Raw genomic sequence first — 17,647 nt, forward strand, 5'->3', positions numbered from 1 at the left:
CCAACAAAGCCCGTCGACCGAGAAACCCTATATGAGGAGATATGGTCGGAGCCAGTCTCCGTGGTCGCCCCGCGCTATGGGCTCTCGGACGTCGGCTTGGCGAAGATATGCCGGAAACTGGCCATACCGCTCCCGAGTCGTGGCTATTGGGCCAAAATCAAAGCCGGACGTATCATGTCACGCGCCCCTTTACCAAAATTGAAGGGTTCGCCTTCACCGCTTGTTGCTCCAACCAAGCTCTCCGCAGAGCGCCAGGCGTCCCACAAGGCAGCGAAGGACATAGAGACCCAAACACGGCAACGAGTGGCGCAAGCAGCCTCGGCTGTTCAGGTTGATACATCGCCAACGTCTATCCACCCTTTAGTGAAGACAACCCGAAAGAGACTCAGCCAAAAGTCTGGGTGGGGAATATCTGACGTACGGTGGGCGCCCAAGGAGGTTCTCAACATTTCGGTCTCCGAAGTCACTCTCGAGCGCGCCCTTGTCCTCGCAGATAGATTGCTGACCACTGTGGAGAAATTGGGCTTCGAGGTGAAGATTGATTCACAGGATGGAAAAACCCAGATTCACAACAAGGAAACTGGCGTCAATCTCGAGTTCACCCTGAAAGAAAGCGTAAAGCGCTCGGCCCACGAGGACACCCCCGCCGAACAAATGGCCCGGCAGCGCTACGCCATGAAGGCCCGCACAAACGTCCATGCTCAGCCTCCCAATATTCCCTTCTATGATTACGTTCCCACAGGCATCTTGACCCTGGAGGTTGGGAAATGGCCATCAAAAACATGGAAGGACACTCCTCGGACTCCTCTCGAGAATCGCATCGATGAACTTGCGACAGGAATCGTGCTGGTTTCTCAGCGGGCGTACGAACATGAGCAGGAGCACAAGCGACGCCGGCTCGTAGAGCAACAGGCCCAGGAGCGACGTGAATTCCTATCCAAGCGCCGCGAAGCCGAGCTTGCGCGACTTCAGAAAGTTGAAGCCCAAGCGTCCAATTGGGAGCGGGCCACGAAACTACGAGCGTTCGCGGAGGCCTACGAGCAGCAAGAGAGCGCCCGTGGCAACCTCTCCGCCGAGCAGCTCGAGTGGCTTTCCTGGGTCCGCGCGAAGGCGGACGGTCTGGACCCACTGACGCCTATCTGTGACCCCATTCTCGGCGCACCCGAGCGGCCTAGATATGGATATTAGCGGCTCCCGTAAGTAGGATTTCAGTTCAACTTCTTGCAGCTTAGATGATGAATCTTGGCATCGATAACGAGGACAGGGCGCCAGTCCTTCCTTAGATGAGAAGAACACCCGGACCCGGATACGGCCCGTGTTCAACATTGGAGTCCCTAGTCACTAAAATATTGGCAAATTACGTATCCAAAGCTTGAATACGATGCACACTCCAACAAAGAGAAAAAGATATGGCCAGCGATGTGAGAAGTGACAATCAGGGGGCACCAGCTTCAAATGCCGGCGACCGATTTCATGAGCTATGGGCACTTAGGAAGGCACTTTCCTTGGTCAGCCCTGAACCACAATACCAGGCGATGACTGTAGAAGGTGTTCCGTTCGCAGACGCCATCGCAAAAGACGGCAACTGGGATGCGGTGGACGTCTGCCTCCTGAGCGGTGGTGAAACCTTGACGGAAGCGGTTTCCGTCGTATTTTCGCAGTTGAAGTATTCCACCACAGCGCCAAACGACAACTGGACCGTTTCCAGACTATGCAAAAACGACTCCAAAAAAGGAAACAACTCTCCATTTCGAAAGTTGGCGGATTCATTCAGAGCGGCTGAAAAGGCAAAAAAAGACGGCAATGCCAGTCTGCAATACAAAATTCAATTGGTAAGCAACCAGCCAATCAGCAAAGAGGTGCTGCTACTGTGCGGGAAAACTCCTCCCGCAGACTCTGTAGACGCCGCTGATACGGAAACAGAATCCGAAACGGAAACACAGAAAAAGCAAACGCTCCGGACAGCCACGGGCTTAACGAAAGCCGATTTTGCGAAGTTTTGTGAGCTCCTCGATTTCTCCGAATGTGGCTCTGCTCCCCTATTGGTGCAAGAAACCCAAGCCATTTTTGCCCTTGAGAAGCTCATTGCCGGCAATAGCGAATTTCCATACCTCAAGTTGCTGCACTACATCAGCAACGAAATGATGCCGGAGCGCTCAAGAAATCCCATCACCGAAACAACAATCTTGTCGCGGCTGGGTATCTCGTCCAAAGACGCAATTTATCCATGCCCTGCGCGCATCAAAGACACAACTTCTGCGGTCCAGCGTCAATCGGTGAAAGATACTGCACAAAAGCTTGTCGCTGGCACACAGTACCTTCTCGTGCATGGCGGCGCGGGGTGCGGAAAGACCACAACAGTGAGCCTGTTGGGAAGATACCTTCCCTCTGGAAGTATCAGTATCGTCTACGACTGTTATGGTGGCGGCAGCTATCTCGATGCTAGCAATCCAAGGCATCGCCCCCAGGAGGCATTCATTCAGCTATCGAATGAAATAGCATCGCGAATCGGTGTACCACGCCTCTTGCGAGTGCTCGAAGAAGAAAATGCGATTAAGGCATTCCGTCAGCGTCTTGTCGACGCTGCCGACATCCTTCATAAAAGCAACCCGGCAGCAATTCTGATGATTGTCGTTGATGCGGCCGACAACGCCGTCGCTGCAGCCCAGCGAAATGGCGAACAGTGTTTCGTACACAGCTTCGTTACGCTGCAAGATTTACCAAACAACGTCCGAATTGTCGTCAGCGCTCGCACCGCAAGACGAGACCAATTGAAGTTGCCGCCAGACTTCGTTCAATCAGAAATATTGCCGTTCTCCCAACCCGAGACCAAAGAATATCTACGGTTAAAAGGTATCAACGAAGAAGAAGCCTGGATAGATGAATTTCATAAGCTTACCGGCGGCGTTCCACGTATTCTCTCCTACGCCATTGAACTTCCAGGGGGACCAGCCTCGGCAATAAGCTATCTGCTACCGGAAGGAAAAAACCTTAGCCAGATTTTCGAGCTCACGGTAAGAAAAGCTTGGGAGCAAGGAGGTGGTGACGCCAACTCAATATCAGCGATGTGTGCAGCATTGATTGCACTTCCACGCCCTGTTCCCATGGAAGAGTTGGCCTACGCCATTGAGCTTTCTATAGGACTGACGAAAGACTTATGTGCCGACTTGTCACCCACCCTGCGTGTTGACTCACAGCTTGTGTCGTTTGCGGACGAAGACTTTGAAGATTACGTAATTGCTCGTGGAGACGAGAAACTATCACAGGTTCGGACCAGGATAGCTACCAGGATGTTGGCCAACGCAGAGACCGACCCATATGCAGCGCGGCATGTAGTTTCTTTGCTTATTGACGCTCGCATGGAGCACGAAGCACTCCAGGAGGCAATGAAAGAACCAAGCGACGTCCTCTTCCCTGACCCAGTCGTGCGTCGTCTATGCCAATTGGAACGCATGCATAGTTCATTGCGATTATGCAGTCGGACAGGCAACGGTAGTGAGGCCCTGTCTATCTTACTGATAGGAGCGGAAGGACTTCGCACCAGTGAGGCAATTACCAGCATGTTGACCAAGAATTTGCTACTCGCGACCAGATTTTCCAGAGGCGCAGTAGAAAAGCTTGTTCTGTGGGACCCCAAAAATTTCTCTTCCCAGGGTCCTGCCTTATGTCACTACATGGCAGAAGACGCACGAACCGGACAGATTTCTCGTGTCACGGCATCTAGGAAGGCATTCTCTGCATGGCAAGATGATATGCGCGAGGGCCGCAACCACGGAGATACGTCGAATCAACTAACAGTTGCCGATGTAGCTGCGTATTGCTACGCGCAATTGAAAATTGGCGGCAATAGCGCGCTAGACAAAGTTCTCACAAAGCTCAAAGATAACCGCCACAAAGTATTCATCGCTCTTGTTGACCATCTTCTCGACGAGCGCGCGCCCTCTCTACTGACCGAACTGCTTTCCCTCAACACCATCCGCATCGAGGAGAGGGTATGCGTCATTTCTCGACTACTTAGACTTGGGAATGAAACCGACGCTAACACTGTTAGGTCACTTCTCCTGAACCTATCCTCAACGGGGCTACTTAGCATCCCCAAGGCAGAGGTAAACTCCGAGTCAGGGGAGCTACAAAGTGACGCACTAGAGCTTTGTGAATATTTACTTCATCTTGCTTCATCAACGAACGACCTTTCGTCGCTGTTGAAGGCATGGGCCGAGTCATCGGCCCGGCAAGAGGAAAGTCAGAGCTATTACCACCCCCCTCATCCGCTCTCATTGAGGGTCGCGTGTCTATTAGCTGCTCTCCAAGGCAAAGAAATAAAGGCGCACGAGTTTCTTGGCCTCGAATCGCCGCCAGCAAGTCATTGGACAAATGAGTCCAAAATATCCAAGGAAGAACACTCACGCCAAGCGGAGTCACATAGCTATTATTCAGCCGTAATTCCCTTCTATATTTCTCGAGCGAAGTTCATTGTCACTAGAAATCTTGACGACTTTCTTGGCGAAGGAAGCTCTAGTTGGCAACAAAAATTACGCTCCTATGTTCAAAACGAACGCAAACCTGAACTACGCGGAATTGCTATAGATGTCGTTCGCGCGGCAGCTTCAACGGCTGCAATATCGGAGGACAAGGCGGCTCATTTATTCGAGCATGTTCGAGCACTCTTAGACTCCAAACTCTACCCATTTTCAGCCGAAAATGTCTGTTCCATGCTTCAACCCTTCACATGGAAGACGCCAAGCCACGGGCCATTAACTGCATACGCAAACGGTTGGCTAGAGAAAATCAACGCCGAGAGGAATTCGTCTTCTTCCAAGGCTAGTTCTTACTTAGCGTTTGCACAATTGCTAATGACAGTTTCGCCTCAAACGTCGGCATCTTTCTTTTCCAAAGCCTTTGTGGTGCTAGAGGAGATTGACTACCACGAGATGTTTTTGCTCAGCATTTTTGACAGACTAAGCAGCGTCGTCGAAAACACTATCACCGATGTAGAAGCTCGCTCTGCAGCATATGCGCTCGCCTCCTTTGGCTCCGACGTTGCCGTAAAGTTGGAGGGATACGACCACTTCCCCTGGGAAAAACTGTCTCGCGCGATTGCACGGTTGAACGTGCCCATAGGTTTTGCACTTGCATCGCGATGGGAAGACGAAGGTCGGGGCATTGACACGGAGACCCTTCAGGTGATGCTTAGCGAAGGCGTCCGAAATTCTAAAATTCCGGCGACCTATGCGACAGCTGCGAGATACCTCTCTGAAATGGCCAACGATGACTTAGTTTCGGCAGTTGTCGCAGCGGCTCGAGAGGAAGAACCGGGGAATCAGGTCTATATCCGCGAAATGTTGGCCGAATGCGAGGCGCAATTAATTACATCGGCTCCGCAACTTAAACGAGATGAAGCTCTGATAGCGATGTCGCCAACGGCGCCCCTGCAGCGCTGGACTCGCTACATCAAAGAGCGAGCAGAGTTTCTTCGCCACTTGCCTGACCCACTTCACGAAGACTCGTCCACAAGCGAATATGGTCGCGATAGGGAACGTCAACGACAAGACTTTATTGAAAGTCTGAGCTGGAGCACCTATGTTTTCGACTCTGCCAAAGCAATATTAAACTTCGTCAACGAAGCAACTGCAAAAAGTCGCGAAAAGCAAATCTCTTTCTACTTCGACACGGAGATATATCTACGGATTCGAGGTCTAGTCGCGGCTAATCATCAAACGGAATTTCTGGATTATCTTGCGCAGGAAATTCTGGAATCTGACTCAAACCTCATTTTCGCTGAAATACTCGCTAACTCGGTAACCGAATGGCTAGGGTCGTCACCAATAGTTCAAGACTGGTGCCTCTCTAACATTCCGAATATTCTGTCCAAGCAACTGGCCATATTCGCGATAAGAATTTCAGGAAAGACGCCCGTAGAAAAGCTAATTGATAGCGCGTGCGTGACAGACGAGAAATTTTACAAAGCACTTTTGGCAGGCCTCGCTGAAATAGAAAACCTCGACGCCCGACTTGCGTACGAGCTTATTCAAACAATCGCGAGAGTCATTCCACCAAACGAGGTTAACACTTCACTCAATAGCTATCTAGCACGTCTTCTTGCTAGAACGGAACCAAGCGACAGGCTCGAGTTAGACGACCTTCCCAAGGAAGTTCCAGATGCCTTCGCACGGCTGCTATATGCCAATCTTGGCGATGCTTTCTTGGCAGTGCGCTGGCGGGCAGCCCACGCAGTACGTGCATTGTTTGCACTGGAATGTGCGGACGTCGTTGACCGGCTCGTGGTTCGCTATGCGCAACATGACGAGGTGTCATTCCGAATTAAAGGCGCCCCCTTCTATTGGTCCGCCGCACGACTTTGGTTGCTTATCGCCATCTCCCGCGCTTGCGACGACAATCCTGCATTTGCAGCTCGCTATAAAGACTTTCTTTTGTCGGTTCTGGCCGATGAAAATTACCCCCACCTGCTTGTGCGCAGATTCGCTCAAAAGGGACTTGAACGACTCTCCGCTGCAGGCCTTATCGAGCTCTCAGCGGCCCAATCCCTGAAGGTTCGCAACGCGTTTAAGTCTCCCTTTAAGAAGCAAAAGCGTAGCAAAAGGTCTGCACGTAGCGATATTAGAGAAAATGCCGGCGCTAAAGAACGGCGTTTCCACTTTGACTCAATGGATACCATCAAAAACTGGTATGCCCCCCGCGCCGACCTCTTTGCCGACGTATCGACTGCTGAATTTACAGACGAAGCGGAAAAATGGATTGTCGAGAAATGGGGAATCATCAATGCTCCATGGCAGTGGCTCGATGAGCCGCGACGGCACAAGCTTGAACGACACGGAGGCCGTACCTACCATAGCCAAGGAGTGATTCCCTCTGCTGAGCGGTATTCAACACACCTTGAGTGGCACGCTATGTGGTGCGCTGTTGGGTCTTTAATGTCCACGCATCCACTAAACCAGGGGGACTGGGAAGAGGACCCACTTGAGGAGGAGCTCCTTAGCTCAACCGTTACCTGCACGCCAAATGTATGGCTTTCCGACTTGCGCTGCCCCAAACCGCTTGAAGCGCGATTTTGGACATATTCGAAGCTTGATACGCCATGGCTACGAGGACCCAGGTCTAGCGAAGTGCTCTCGATACTAGGCTTGAACAAAGAGACCGGGTGGATTTTGGCGAGCGGCAGCTATTATTGCTATTGGAAGACGTACGAAGAACGCATCGAAGTCTCCTCATGCCTAGTGAGCGCAGATACATCCCGAGCGCTTCTTCGTGCCCTACAGACCTCAAATGATAGCCATGCTCACTATCTTCCAACCGGAGAAGGAAGAGATATTGACGAACCACCGTTCATCCTAGAGAGCTGGCTCGCAACGTCCAAAGGACACGAGGGTCTGGATGAGTATGATAATGTCGGCGAACCCCTTTCTGCCCGGGCATCTCGCCCCAACGAAGCTGTCGTGGAACTTTTGGGCTTATCGCCCAGCCCCCTTTACGCTGCTGGCTGGCAGGTATCGTTATCCGCAGAATTGGCGTTCTACTCTGAAAAATGGACAGAGAAAATTCCAGAGCAAAGAGCGTACAGAACCTGGGATTGGACGCGCTCTGTTGGAGAACGCTTGCACTGCAAGCGCAATATCCTTGATACGGTGCTCAACACCTCACAGCGCAATCTTCTCGTAAAAATCAACACTCACAGGAAGCAAGATGAAGACCGATTCGAGAAAAGGGATGAAGAAAGCCAGTATTTCGACAACTATCTCCTCCTCACTCACGACGGAGTTATCGAATCTATTGAAGGACCCATTGGAACTTGGAAAGCTGTTGGTTCGGGAAACAATGGTGGACAACTATGAGAACACGCTCGCTGTCTGGATGGCTCATTACTTGGCAGAACTCATAGCCAAAGCCGAACTCGAGGGCGATTCACATGTTGGTCAGCTGGCCAGGAGCGAAGCGTGCTCGCTGGTTTTCAGATTATGGGCAAATCGTGCTGAGCTCTCTGGCCGAGCCAATCCGATGGCTAAACTCGAAGACGCAGTAAATCAGCTCAGTGCTATGGACGCTGATGGGCACTTTTTGCGAGGAAGGCAAAAGGGAACACATTCTCCCCTGGCAGAATTTCAGGAATCAGCGAGCAAGCTCTTTGCTTCGATGTTTTTACTCACCCTACCCTCGGAGATAGCAACCGGAGATATCGCCGAACAGAACCTCAGTTCGGTAGAGCAGAAGCTAATCCAAAAGCTCGACGCTGAACGGCACCTTCGATTTATCGGTAGATTCAACCGGTCGTCGCAACACCAGATTGTTGAACAGATTTTAGATACTCGTCCAGTGCTTCGGCCGGTGTCTTCCAACCAAGCGTTTTTCGAGGTCTGGAGTTGAGTGTATTAGCAACGGCCTGGATCTCGCGAACGCTCCACCGAGACAAGTCGGTACCCTTTGGGAAGTATTGTCGCAAAAGACCGTTCGTATTTTCGTTTGTGCCACGCTGCCATGGACTGTACGGGTCGGCAAAAAATACCTTTACCCCGGATTCGACCGTGAAGCGGGCGTGATCAGATAGTTCTTTGCCACGATCCCAGGTCAATGATTGCCACAAAAGAGCAGGCATGTCAGCCACTGCATTTCTGAGCGCATTAGCCATCGTAACAGCTCCGTAGCCAGCCAGCGCAGGACCATTTTTCGTCCTTGGTATCAATCCGTAGCCTTCCTCGCGCGGTAGGTGGACGAGCATAGTGAATCGGCTTGATCGCTCGACCAGCGTCCCGATTGCAGACCGGTTCAGGCCAATGATCAGATCCCCTTCCCAATGCCCTGGTACGGCACGATCTTGGGCTTCTGCAGGACGGTTAGTGATCATTACATCCTCGCTAACGTGCGCCCAAACTTTGGCTTGTGCTCTAGCCCTCGGCACGCGCAACGCCCGACCAGTGCGCAGACAGCTAACTAGCTCTCGCTTAAGAGCTCCTCGACCCTGGATATAAAGTGCTTGGTAAATGGCTTCGTGAGAGATTCGCATGGACTTGTCATTCGGAAAGTCGATTTGCAGCCGGTTGGAAATCTGCTCAGGCGACCAACCATTGACCCATTTACGGTCACCGCGATGCGGCTTGTTTCTGCCTATGAACGGCGCTTGCCGAGGACCAGAAACGTCACGGCCATCAGCACCGCGAACCTTGCCCTCCAGACGGTCTTGGACGTAATCGTGCAACCGTGGATTAGTTACTAGCTTCGAAGGCTTGGGTCTCTTTGCGACGAGTTCAGTCTTCCACTGCGCCACCGACGCTCGATACTCAAGTCGACCAGCACGAGTTGCAACGTTGCGTTTCAGCTCCCGGGAAACCGTCGACGCGCTGCGCCCAATACGGCGAGCAATCGCTCTTACTCCGATGCCTTGGCACGAAAGAAGTCCGATCTCTTCTCGCTCTGAAAACGACAAGTATCTCCCGGATAACGGGCTTAACATAGAAAGTGGCATACCACCATTGTGACGGAACCAACGCGTCCCTACTGCCGGTGACACACCGACCGCCTCAGCAGCCTTCTCACTCGTAATACCTGTTGCGATTTGCTCCCAGAATCGCCGCTCGGTGTCCCGGCGATGCGACGGCGCACCTGGTGATCGCATCGCCCCTCGCCCCGTCAACTTGTACATCCATCCCACTGGTCGTCCCATAAACACCTCTTTGATTAAAGGTGTTGCGACCACCGATTGAATCTGCCTATCATCCGATTCACTTCTGACGAAAAAACTGACCCGAAGGAAGAAAGGAAGAAAGAACTACGCGAAGAAATCGCCCGTGTGCGTGAGGCGCTAGTGAAACTTGAGGGAGAAGTCGACGCAATGGTCGAGGCATTTAACGACGACGATGACGTCCAGCATCAAGCGGCCATCGTGAGAGTTTTGCGCGATGCAGTTTAAGCAGACATGTAGCGTTACTATTCGAGAAATGCAACGGAGCAGCCAGCCTGCACCTCCCCCTCAAAACGTGGCCAGGAGCGACTCATGAAGAGAGACTGGGATTTAATCCGCCAGCATCTGACCGATATTGAAGAAGACCGCGACATCTTCGCTGGTATTCCACAGTCCCCCCGATGGTTGGATGATGAAACTGAGGAGCAGTACAAAAAGAAGATTGGCGAATACTTCGACACATCGAATCGAATATGCGGGCACGTAGAACTTTTGACCGAGGCCGGCTATGTCGAAGGCATCAAGATAATTCGCGACTCAACAGGGGAATGCCACTGGACAGTTATGACGCCGAGGCTGACCATGGCCGGCCACGACCTGCTCGACACCATGCGCTCCAACACGGTGTGGACTACAGTCAAGGATATGGCCAAGAAGAAAGGTATCGACCTCACGTTCGAGGTCATCAAGCAGCTAACTGGTGTAGCTCTAAAGCAGGTTCTGGGCAGCTGATTTTTAGGTGCGCCCTTTCTGCTCAATCGGCGACGTTGGTCGACCTATTTGCTGGAGCAGGTTGCCTTCTTCGTAAAGGTGCAAGCCGCCAACGACAACCAGAGTCTTCTGCGGAGACTTGCAGAGCTCATTTACGCCGCTTGCCCAAGACGCATTGCGGCCGGTCAGCACTGCGTGACGGAGGGATGGGATAGTTACGATGGCCTTCTTCTGAATGCGCCGGAACATCGTAGCGAGGTCGCGCTTAACCCAATCAGCGTACAGCCCTTTGAAAGACTTGTCGTTCTCAGGGAAGTTTGCAATGGCTTCTCTTAGCGCGCGCTCGATGTCCACAGGCGGTATGGCCTTCATCATCGAGTCGAATTGTGGAGCCGTCTCCAGGAAGTGAAGCGGCTTCCCATCCCGCTCGGCGAAGGCCCGGATATGCAAGTCGAGACCGGGCTGCAGCTTCACACCAATTTGTGCGACCTGGGTGATGACGAACCAAGCCGGCTTACGCCCCAACTCACCATATGCAGGCGGCCAATGTGCCTCCAACCAAGTCCAGACATCGGCCGGCACCTGGTTAGCGAATGACTCCCCTTCGGGCAAGCTGAACAAATCACCGACATTGCTCCAATCAACCTCCAGGGCAATTTCCTCTGCCCAGTCGTACGCCTCAAGCGCCCACCGAGGCACCCCTGGCACATTCTCTGGGAAGAAGTGAATCGAGCCAAGCACGCGAACATTGGTGTTATCGATTTGAAAGTACATGACTACCCTCCTGGCACGCCAGTATGGCACGGCGAATTGGCAAAGCCCTCCCTCGCCGTACAGCTACTCTTGTGCCAAACGAGACGCCCCATATCGTCTCAAATTTATTTTTTTATTATTTCTACATGGAAAACATATCCATGCGGCAATTCGCTATTATTCTCTGGCCTGTTGCGCGTTGCCAGTATTTAAGAACTCCAAAGGCCCTCCCACAGGCCGAATCGTTTTCCTGTTCACAATTAAATATCAGAAGAGAAATATGGCTGAACTCGCACATTCATTAATATCCCTCGCCACCAGTCTGATTCGTTTAGTTGCAGCATTGATTGGCTTGAAGAAGAAGGATGCCCCTCCTGAGCGGCTCCTAACGTCACGCATCGTCGAATCAGGCATCGTGGCGGAATTCCCCAAGCACTATCCCTTAAAAATCGTGGACAAGGATGGGAAGCAACACTCCGGCATCTACATCATGCGGCTGCTGATTTGGAATCGTGGGACGAAGACGATTTCACCAACCGATTTCATGGATGGTGCCCCTTTGCGCATCGTCCTGAGTAAGGATGCTGAAATCGTCGATGCCACGGCAGTGTCGGATTCGAAGGAGCTCGAGTACGAAGTTTTGAAGCGCGGCGAGCGCTCTATCTACTTCGATTTTGATGGAATTGGGCCATCGGACTACCTTTCGATAGCTATCGTCTACAGTGGCAATCCGATGGCGCGGGTGCAAATCCGCGGACGGGTGCGTGACCAAGCATCGAGCCTGGACCACGAGGCCGAGGATTCGAAGGCGGGAATTGGCGAACGATTGAGCAACGGCTTCATTCTATTCCTAATTCTCAACATGATTTTTGGCACGCCCATCTCAGCTGGAATCATCCACTATATGTACGGCTGGCAGGCGATGCTAAAGCAACATCCAGACATCCCCATCGGCCTCGTCATGTCGTTCTCGTTTGGCGTCATGCTCTTGATGATAACCATCATGACCAAAGTGATGGCATATTTCGAGCGACGCAAGTACCCGCCCGGCTTTCCGCTGCATCTGGATTTCGAGCCCCCATTCTGGCAAGGCATCAAGTACATGTGCAGTGCATTTTTTCTGGGCGAAAAACATCGCTTCTCAACATCACTCTTTGCATGGGCGAAACCGGTTCACAGCCGTCTTATCAAGATGAAGCGTACGACGAAAGAGGACTGGGACGATTAAATTGAGAATGACTCAATTCATCGTTAAGAAATGCAGAAGCCCCGACTAGCGGGGCTTCTGGTCCATCGGGTCCGATTCCTCTTACCTAGCGGTTGCTAGACCAAGCAAAACTTGGCGGGCGACCTCTCGAGTCGGCTGAAGAAGTCCTTTAATATAGGTTATCAAGCCAGAGCTTACGACGCAAATATCAATGCAGCCAGGGAGCGATGCTGTCTACATATCCCCACAGATGTTGAAGTACCACTTGGTTAGCGGCGCCATAACTTCACCCAGCGCGTTCTCTACAGTGCCGGCAGGATGAGCTAACACCTCCTCACCGCTGCAAATCTCAGCGTCTGTTGTTGCCTGAATCGTTTGCATAAATCAGCATTCAATGCCAGTTTATGCGAATGATTCAGGACAATTCCCACCCTCCAAATGCCTTGGCTATGCCGTCAATGCTCGATTTCACGAACATCAATGCAACCAGGGCGCAAAGCCATCGACGTGTTCAAGCACGTAGCATCCCAGCACAGCTCGCTATGAAGTTAAGTTTACGAATCATGGTGACGGATGAAATTTTAGAACAAAAACCTCAATAAAATCATCAACTTAGGATTTAAAATTGCGTAAGATAATTTTAATTACCTTATGGAGATTCCATGTCGGATTCGCCCTGCGCGTGGCCGCGTCCGATGAAGGGCGTTGCTGATGGATGTGACCTGCTCCCCGACTTTCGCAAGAGGCCTTCCAAGTCGACCTCGACGTGCGGGTTGGCCTTCTCAATTTATTCTTGGGTCACCATCAGAAATCCAGCTCGTCAAGCGCGGCTTTGCCGAGCGGCCGAATGCGCTGAGTGAGCTCGCGGGTACGCAGCGCAGCCAAGGATGGGTCAGATTCCTGAAACAACGCCAAGAGTGTGAGGCCAGGCGCGATTGCCTCTAGGTACCGCAGGATTTGCGCCTGCGTACGGCGGATGTCACCCTTTTCAATGAGTGCGGCCGTCGAGCGGGCCAAACCGGCGCGTAAGGCAGCATCGGCTTGCCGCAAACGCCGCGCCTTGCGGAGCCGGGCTAGCTTTTCACCAAGCTCGCGTGCTTCCATCAACCTAGCAGGCGATAGCAATGGGGTTTCATCTCGCTTCATGTCCGCAATCACGGACACAATACAGATAATGCATGCGATTGCGGACATCAGCTGTTTTCCAGGCCAGCCGAGGACATGTCATCCCAGCCTTTGACACGCGGCAGTCCTTGCGGCATGTCTGCCATCAGGTCGGCCTGCTTGTATCGTGGGTGGGCGACGCTTCTATTCCAAAGTGGACACTCTTCCCCGCTCGCAACAGCATGTCGACGAGAGAATCGATGGTGATATTCTGAGGATTCATCCTGGTAATTTCGTACACCCGCGCAGGCTTCACTCCAAATGTTTCTGCGGCGCCGGCGTACGTGAGCTGATTCGAGTTAATCCAGGCGGTTAGCTCGGTCATCAGGCCCTCCATGATGGCCAGTCTCACCATGAGGGCCTCGTCCACGTCCTCTTCGTTGTTCTGAACCTCCGTCGAATACAGCACCGCCATCGGTATGGCGCTCTTCACGTCCGCTACAGCAATACGAATTGCTTGTTGCAGAGAAGTAGCACTGCGCGCGAAATCGAGAACGATTTGTCCTGGCGCACCTATCCCAACGAGAGCATCTATGCAGCCAGCATCGCCGAGCCGTTCGAGGATACCGTCCACATCACTCGCGGCGTCGGCCGGGTCTAGTCGGTATCGAAGGATAAATTCGTGTTCCATGGCGAACCTATTGAGAATGATGTATTCAGTTTAGGCGGCGCCAGAATGGACGCGAGCCTAGCAGCACGATTCCAACTCGCTCACCCCACATGTCTGAAACCTATGGCGATTGGTTCAGGCTTGTCCGAAAACCACTTCGATTTATGGTGTGCTTGTCCGAAAAGTACGTGGATTTTCAGATTGGTTTCCGAAAGCGCATCGCTCGGCCGTCGTTATCCAGAATTATCCCGAGTCGGGATAATTATCCGAAGTTGGTATAACGCGGTATAACGCCACTCCCAACTAGCTTTCAGCGGGCCTCCCTCTAAAATAGTATCGAGAGAAGAGGGATGCCAATGAAGCCTCCGCGCCATTATTCCCACTTATGAGACCCAATTGCCTTGGCGCCGCCAGGCAGCGTCATTAATCACCGAAGGTTGGAATTATGGGAAGGACGATAAAGACTGCGGAAGAGGAGAGTCATCCACACGCATCAAGCATGGAGGCGCTGGGTCGGATACTCCGCCATCGCAGAACCAGCGGTGGCATCAAGCTTATTGACGCCGCTGACCAGCTCCGCATTTCCAAGAGTGCGCTCTCAAGATTGGAGAACGGGAAGTCGTCGAACATCGAATTGCTGTTCACCGTGCTTGAAGGATTGGGGCTGAATCTCCTTGTGACCGACAAGGCGGAAACCAGGGAAGCGCTGGAAGCCGTCCAAAACTGTCGCGACACGAACGAAGATATGAAGCTTGCCCGCGCTTACGGAAAGACATGGCCATCAAAGTAGGATATTTCGAATAAATCCTACTTTGTTGCGCATCACTGAACTGAGATTTCAGAGACATCTATGCGAAACCTAGGAGACATCGCCACTCTCATGCGCGATGCAATGAAAAAACAGAAGGTAACGCAGCAGGACCTGCGGGAACGTGCCGGTATTGCCAGGCGGACGCTGACCGGGGTTCTTAGCGGGGAGTCGGATTACAAGGTCACCACCTTGATGGCGGTACTCGACCGACTGGGTTACGAGATGGTCATCGTGCCCAAGGCGGCCGCACATGCGGTTCCGGCAGAGTGGGAGCCCACTGAGCCGACTGTCAAAACGAAGGTGCAGATTGCGATTGAGAAGTTGCAGAAGTGAGAACCGAGCCCAGCGAATCAGTTTGAGTGTGTAAATCCCTGCGAGAAAATCTGGGGCATATCGAATATCCCGACCAGTGCTGGAAGCACGCTCAACTCAGCCGAGTTCTTGAAGACATTGTTCAATGTTCCATCTGCCTGTTCAAAAATCATCCAACTTGTTCCAAGAACAGGCCACGACTCAATAATTTTCGGTAGTCGGCTTTCGCCAATCGTTGCCCATCCCTCGGCATTACTCTTTTGGCCCGAAGAGATGAAAGCTGGAAACGAAGTCGCCGTCTTCTTATACGTGTACGTTGTACTGACTGCCACTGGTGGTTTTTTCTTCTTGGGACTGTTATTACGTTTAACCAAATCACGGTTGTACCGGCCATCGCAGAAGCTACGTATCGACTCCAAGGGCGTGACCAAGGCATCGTTATCTTGACGTCGCCAGACAGCATAGTGCGCATAGGAGTGCTTATGGCCCTTAGCTTTCCGACTATTATTCAGGTCGACATCACGCAATTTCGCATCTAAGATGGCAAGCTTCATGATTTGATGATGCGAATTTGCTTCGGCCTCACTCACATTTAGTTCGCCGGTTACCACCCATTTTCTCAAAGCTGTATCTGCCTTTCCCTTTACCGCGGCGGCGCTGTATCCAGAGGGCGGCTGTGATATCTTTATCTGAACCTCGTTTGATTTAGCTCTCTCCAATTCCAACTTCGCTTGGAAAAAGGCGACGTTATACAGTCTCTCTTTAGGCTTGCGCGGATTTTTTTTAATCTCTATCACCACACCAAAGTCTGCTCCGTTCCGCGCCTCTTGGGTTTTTGTGGTTGCCCCCCATTGACACTTAATCGATACGTCCTTCCCTGCTAAATCGCCTATAACTCGGTACCAACCTAGATGAGCCGAGATTAGACCCATCAGTGCTGACGTCCTGTGCTCTTCACCATTGTTCACTTCGGAATCCACCTCCATCACAGGTGAAATGCTATTGCCGCCTTTCATTTCTACGAAGAGCTTACGGAAATCCGAGTGTCCGTGAAATAGTCCACAATCCAATACAGTTGGGTTACGGGGAAACCCACTAGACTTGAATTTAATTCGTAAACCGGCAACCAAAGTGCTGTATAAGGTGACCGGCTTTTTCGCAGGCCCTTGTACTTTTTTTGATTGCATTTTTCGATAAGCCATATGAGATAACTGTCAGATTATTTGGGTAGAGCGGACGCGAACATTTCCGCCGTCAGCAATTACTTCAATCCAAGTAGCGATAGTAAGCCAGGTATCTTCAAAGTTGCGATAGGCCCAAATACGACCATCGCGGCTATGCCCATATTTTTGATATCGCGGGCAACGAGCGCAATCAGCCGATAGCGGTCATCTTTGAAAGCAAGGTACGGACTCTGCTTATTCGGAGGTGGAGTCCGAGAATGGCGTTGAATTGTCATGATTTTTTCCGCGCCTTCTTCACTGGCGGCTCAGGCATCTTTGTCTTTTTCAGCGCCGGAGCGGGTCCAGTGCGAACTGGAGCTTTTGGTGCCAGCGTTTTTTTGACAGCGGCATCTGATACAGCCTTTTGAGCCGTAGCTCCTGTACTACCGCCGCCAGCCTCTTCAGCGGTAGCCTGCAGGTCTTCTCGTTGTGTGCGCCAGAAACTTTGGATTTCCGAAAGCTCACCTGCGGCGCCAATATCATCGAGCCTATCCCGGAAGCGGTTGTACAGCCCCTCCTGAATCAATCCGCATTCATTCATGTACTCCATAGCCGCATTCGGATTCAGCAGCAATACATAGTGAAAGTCGCCTGAAGTACCCTTTTTAGTCATGATGAGCTTCAAGTCGACAAGCTGCTTCATGCGCCGTCGCCAAGTATTCACCGCACGCTCGCCTACATAGCCCGCCTCGGCCGCGAAGGTGGCTGGATTTTCGATGGTGATAAGCGGGTGGTCTGGCGACCGAGCCCAAAGACAGAAGAGCGTGTGACCAGCTGGCTGCCCGGACTTGCTTTGGTCATCAATAGCTTGCATCACCAGTGGCAGCGTCCTGGGCAGCGTCGTGAAGCCAATGTTCGCCGTCCGAATCCAGAGCCAACTCGGTTCGAAGTCCGGGAAGTGCCTTTCAAGTTGCTGCTGCGCCCGCTCAGCCATTTTCATGCGCTTACGTGTTGCTTGTACTTTCGTTGCCATGGTTGCTTTCCGAAGAGTCGCTAACAGACTGAATTCTCACCTCGGGGGCTACAACAATCAACGTGTGAGTTAGCACCAAATTAATAACTCTCATACGTGAAATCGAAGCACTCTATGCTTCTAGTGTTATCTAAATCACGTATCTGACTTTCTTTAGTTGAGTGATTTCACTCCTTTTTCTGGTAAAGACCC

The 17,647-nt window shown here is 52.0% G+C and carries 13 protein-coding genes; 7 read left to right on the forward strand and 6 right to left on the reverse strand.

What is annotated here, in order from left to right; all coding sequences use genetic code 11:
- Nucleotides 1-498 precede the first annotated feature (498 nt).
- Nucleotides 499-1,188 (forward strand): hypothetical protein, encoded by a 690-nt coding sequence (locus BGK68_RS27310; RefSeq protein WP_143432947.1) that lies wholly within the window; start codon nucleotides 499-501, stop codon nucleotides 1,186-1,188.
- A 221-nt stretch (nucleotides 1,189-1,409) separates the two neighbouring features.
- The gene (locus BGK68_RS04960; RefSeq protein WP_075256153.1) at nucleotides 1,410-7,850 is read left to right on the forward strand and encodes a hypothetical protein; all 6,441 of its coding nucleotides are present in this window, start codon (nucleotides 1,410-1,412) and stop codon (nucleotides 7,848-7,850) included.
- Nucleotides 7,851-8,275: 425 nt separating this feature from the next.
- Here BGK68_RS04960 and BGK68_RS04965 read toward each other — a convergent pair whose 3' ends face one another.
- Nucleotides 8,276-9,652: an IS30 family transposase gene (locus tag BGK68_RS04965; protein ID WP_083657723.1), complete on the reverse strand. Its 1,377-nt coding sequence runs from the start codon at nucleotides 9,650-9,652 to the stop codon at nucleotides 8,276-8,278.
- A 57-nt stretch (nucleotides 9,653-9,709) separates the two neighbouring features.
- Here BGK68_RS04965 and BGK68_RS04970 point away from each other — a divergent pair, with 57 nt between their 5' ends.
- The gene (locus BGK68_RS04970; RefSeq protein WP_075256155.1) at nucleotides 9,710-9,919 is read left to right on the forward strand and encodes a hypothetical protein; all 210 of its coding nucleotides are present in this window, start codon (nucleotides 9,710-9,712) and stop codon (nucleotides 9,917-9,919) included.
- An 84-nt stretch (nucleotides 9,920-10,003) separates the two neighbouring features.
- The gene (locus BGK68_RS04975; RefSeq protein ID WP_075256156.1) at nucleotides 10,004-10,423 is read left to right on the forward strand and encodes a DUF2513 domain-containing protein; all 420 of its coding nucleotides are present in this window, start codon (nucleotides 10,004-10,006) and stop codon (nucleotides 10,421-10,423) included.
- Between the two features lie 3 nt (nucleotides 10,424-10,426).
- Here BGK68_RS04975 and BGK68_RS04980 read toward each other — a convergent pair whose 3' ends face one another.
- Nucleotides 10,427-11,176: a TraB/GumN family protein gene (locus tag BGK68_RS04980; protein ID WP_075256157.1), complete on the reverse strand. Its 750-nt coding sequence runs from the start codon at nucleotides 11,174-11,176 to the stop codon at nucleotides 10,427-10,429.
- On the opposite strand from BGK68_RS04980, the gene BGK68_RS04985 reads away from it, so the two are divergent.
- Nucleotides 11,175-12,383, forward strand: coding sequence for a hypothetical protein (locus BGK68_RS04985; protein WP_143432948.1), 1,209 nt, complete (start codon nucleotides 11,175-11,177; stop codon nucleotides 12,381-12,383). The two genes, BGK68_RS04980 and BGK68_RS04985, sit on opposite strands and share 2 nt — an antisense overlap.
- Nucleotides 12,384-13,166: 783 nt before the next feature.
- Here BGK68_RS04985 and BGK68_RS04990 read toward each other — a convergent pair.
- Together BGK68_RS04990 and BGK68_RS05000 are read right to left on the reverse strand one after the other, a co-directional pair.
- Nucleotides 13,167-13,556 carry a helix-turn-helix domain-containing protein gene (locus BGK68_RS04990; RefSeq protein WP_233149235.1) on the reverse strand — a complete coding sequence of 130 codons (390 nt, stop codon included), beginning with the start codon at nucleotides 13,554-13,556 and terminating at the stop codon, nucleotides 13,167-13,169.
- Nucleotides 13,557-13,632: 76 nt separating this feature from the next.
- Nucleotides 13,633-14,157, reverse strand: coding sequence for an XRE family transcriptional regulator (locus BGK68_RS05000; protein ID WP_075256159.1), 525 nt, complete (start codon nucleotides 14,155-14,157; stop codon nucleotides 13,633-13,635).
- A 478-nt stretch (nucleotides 14,158-14,635) separates the two neighbouring features.
- Between BGK68_RS05000 and BGK68_RS05005 the strand changes: the two genes are divergently transcribed.
- Nucleotides 14,636-14,926, forward strand: a complete 291-nt coding sequence (locus tag BGK68_RS05005) for a helix-turn-helix domain-containing protein (protein ID WP_075256160.1) — start codon at nucleotides 14,636-14,638, stop codon at nucleotides 14,924-14,926.
- Between the two features lie 90 nt (nucleotides 14,927-15,016).
- Nucleotides 15,017-15,280: a helix-turn-helix domain-containing protein gene (locus tag BGK68_RS05010; RefSeq protein ID WP_075256161.1), complete on the forward strand. Its 264-nt coding sequence runs from the start codon at nucleotides 15,017-15,019 to the stop codon at nucleotides 15,278-15,280.
- 17 nt (nucleotides 15,281-15,297) lie between these two features.
- On the opposite strand, the gene BGK68_RS05015 is transcribed toward BGK68_RS05010, so the two are convergent.
- Both BGK68_RS05015 and BGK68_RS05025 read right to left on the reverse strand, forming a co-directional pair.
- Nucleotides 15,298-16,461 (reverse strand): hypothetical protein, encoded by a 1,164-nt coding sequence (locus BGK68_RS05015; protein ID WP_143432949.1) that lies wholly within the window; start codon nucleotides 16,459-16,461, stop codon nucleotides 15,298-15,300.
- 253 nt (nucleotides 16,462-16,714) lie between these two features.
- Nucleotides 16,715-17,455, reverse strand: coding sequence for a hypothetical protein (locus BGK68_RS05025; protein ID WP_075256164.1), 741 nt, complete (start codon nucleotides 17,453-17,455; stop codon nucleotides 16,715-16,717).
- Nucleotides 17,456-17,647: the final 192 nt, after the last annotated feature.

The organism is Herbaspirillum camelliae (assembly GCF_001929405.1).
In the GTDB taxonomy this organism is placed as follows: domain Bacteria; phylum Pseudomonadota; class Gammaproteobacteria; order Burkholderiales; family Burkholderiaceae_D; genus Herbaspirillum; species Herbaspirillum seropedicae.

What these genes read in the sequence shown, in the direction of transcription:
- BGK68_RS04960 (WP_075256153.1), top strand. Translation starts at nt 1,410, where the DNA reads ATGGCCAGCGATGTGAGAAGTGACAATCAGGGGGCACCAGCTTCAAAT.
- BGK68_RS04965 (WP_083657723.1), bottom strand. Translation starts at nt 9,652, where the DNA reads ATGTACAAGTTGACGGGGCGAGGGGCGATGCGATCACCAGGTGCGCCG.
- BGK68_RS04975 (WP_075256156.1), top strand. Translation starts at nt 10,004, where the DNA reads ATGAAGAGAGACTGGGATTTAATCCGCCAGCATCTGACCGATATTGAA.
- BGK68_RS04985 (WP_143432948.1), top strand. Translation starts at nt 11,175, where the DNA reads ATGACTACCCTCCTGGCACGCCAGTATGGCACGGCGAATTGGCAAAGC.
- BGK68_RS04980 (WP_075256157.1), bottom strand. Translation starts at nt 11,176, where the DNA reads ATGTACTTTCAAATCGATAACACCAATGTTCGCGTGCTTGGCTCGATT.
- BGK68_RS04990 (WP_233149235.1), bottom strand. Translation starts at nt 13,556, where the DNA reads ATGTCCGCAATCGCATGCATTATCTGTATTGTGTCCGTGATTGCGGAC.
- BGK68_RS05000 (WP_075256159.1), bottom strand. Translation starts at nt 14,157, where the DNA reads ATGGAACACGAATTTATCCTTCGATACCGACTAGACCCGGCCGACGCC.
- BGK68_RS05005 (WP_075256160.1), top strand. Translation starts at nt 14,636, where the DNA reads ATGGAGGCGCTGGGTCGGATACTCCGCCATCGCAGAACCAGCGGTGGC.
- BGK68_RS05010 (WP_075256161.1), top strand. Translation starts at nt 15,017, where the DNA reads ATGCGCGATGCAATGAAAAAACAGAAGGTAACGCAGCAGGACCTGCGG.
- BGK68_RS05015 (WP_143432949.1), bottom strand. Translation starts at nt 16,461, where the DNA reads ATGGCTTATCGAAAAATGCAATCAAAAAAAGTACAAGGGCCTGCGAAA.
- BGK68_RS05025 (WP_075256164.1), bottom strand. Translation starts at nt 17,455, where the DNA reads ATGGCAACGAAAGTACAAGCAACACGTAAGCGCATGAAAATGGCTGAG.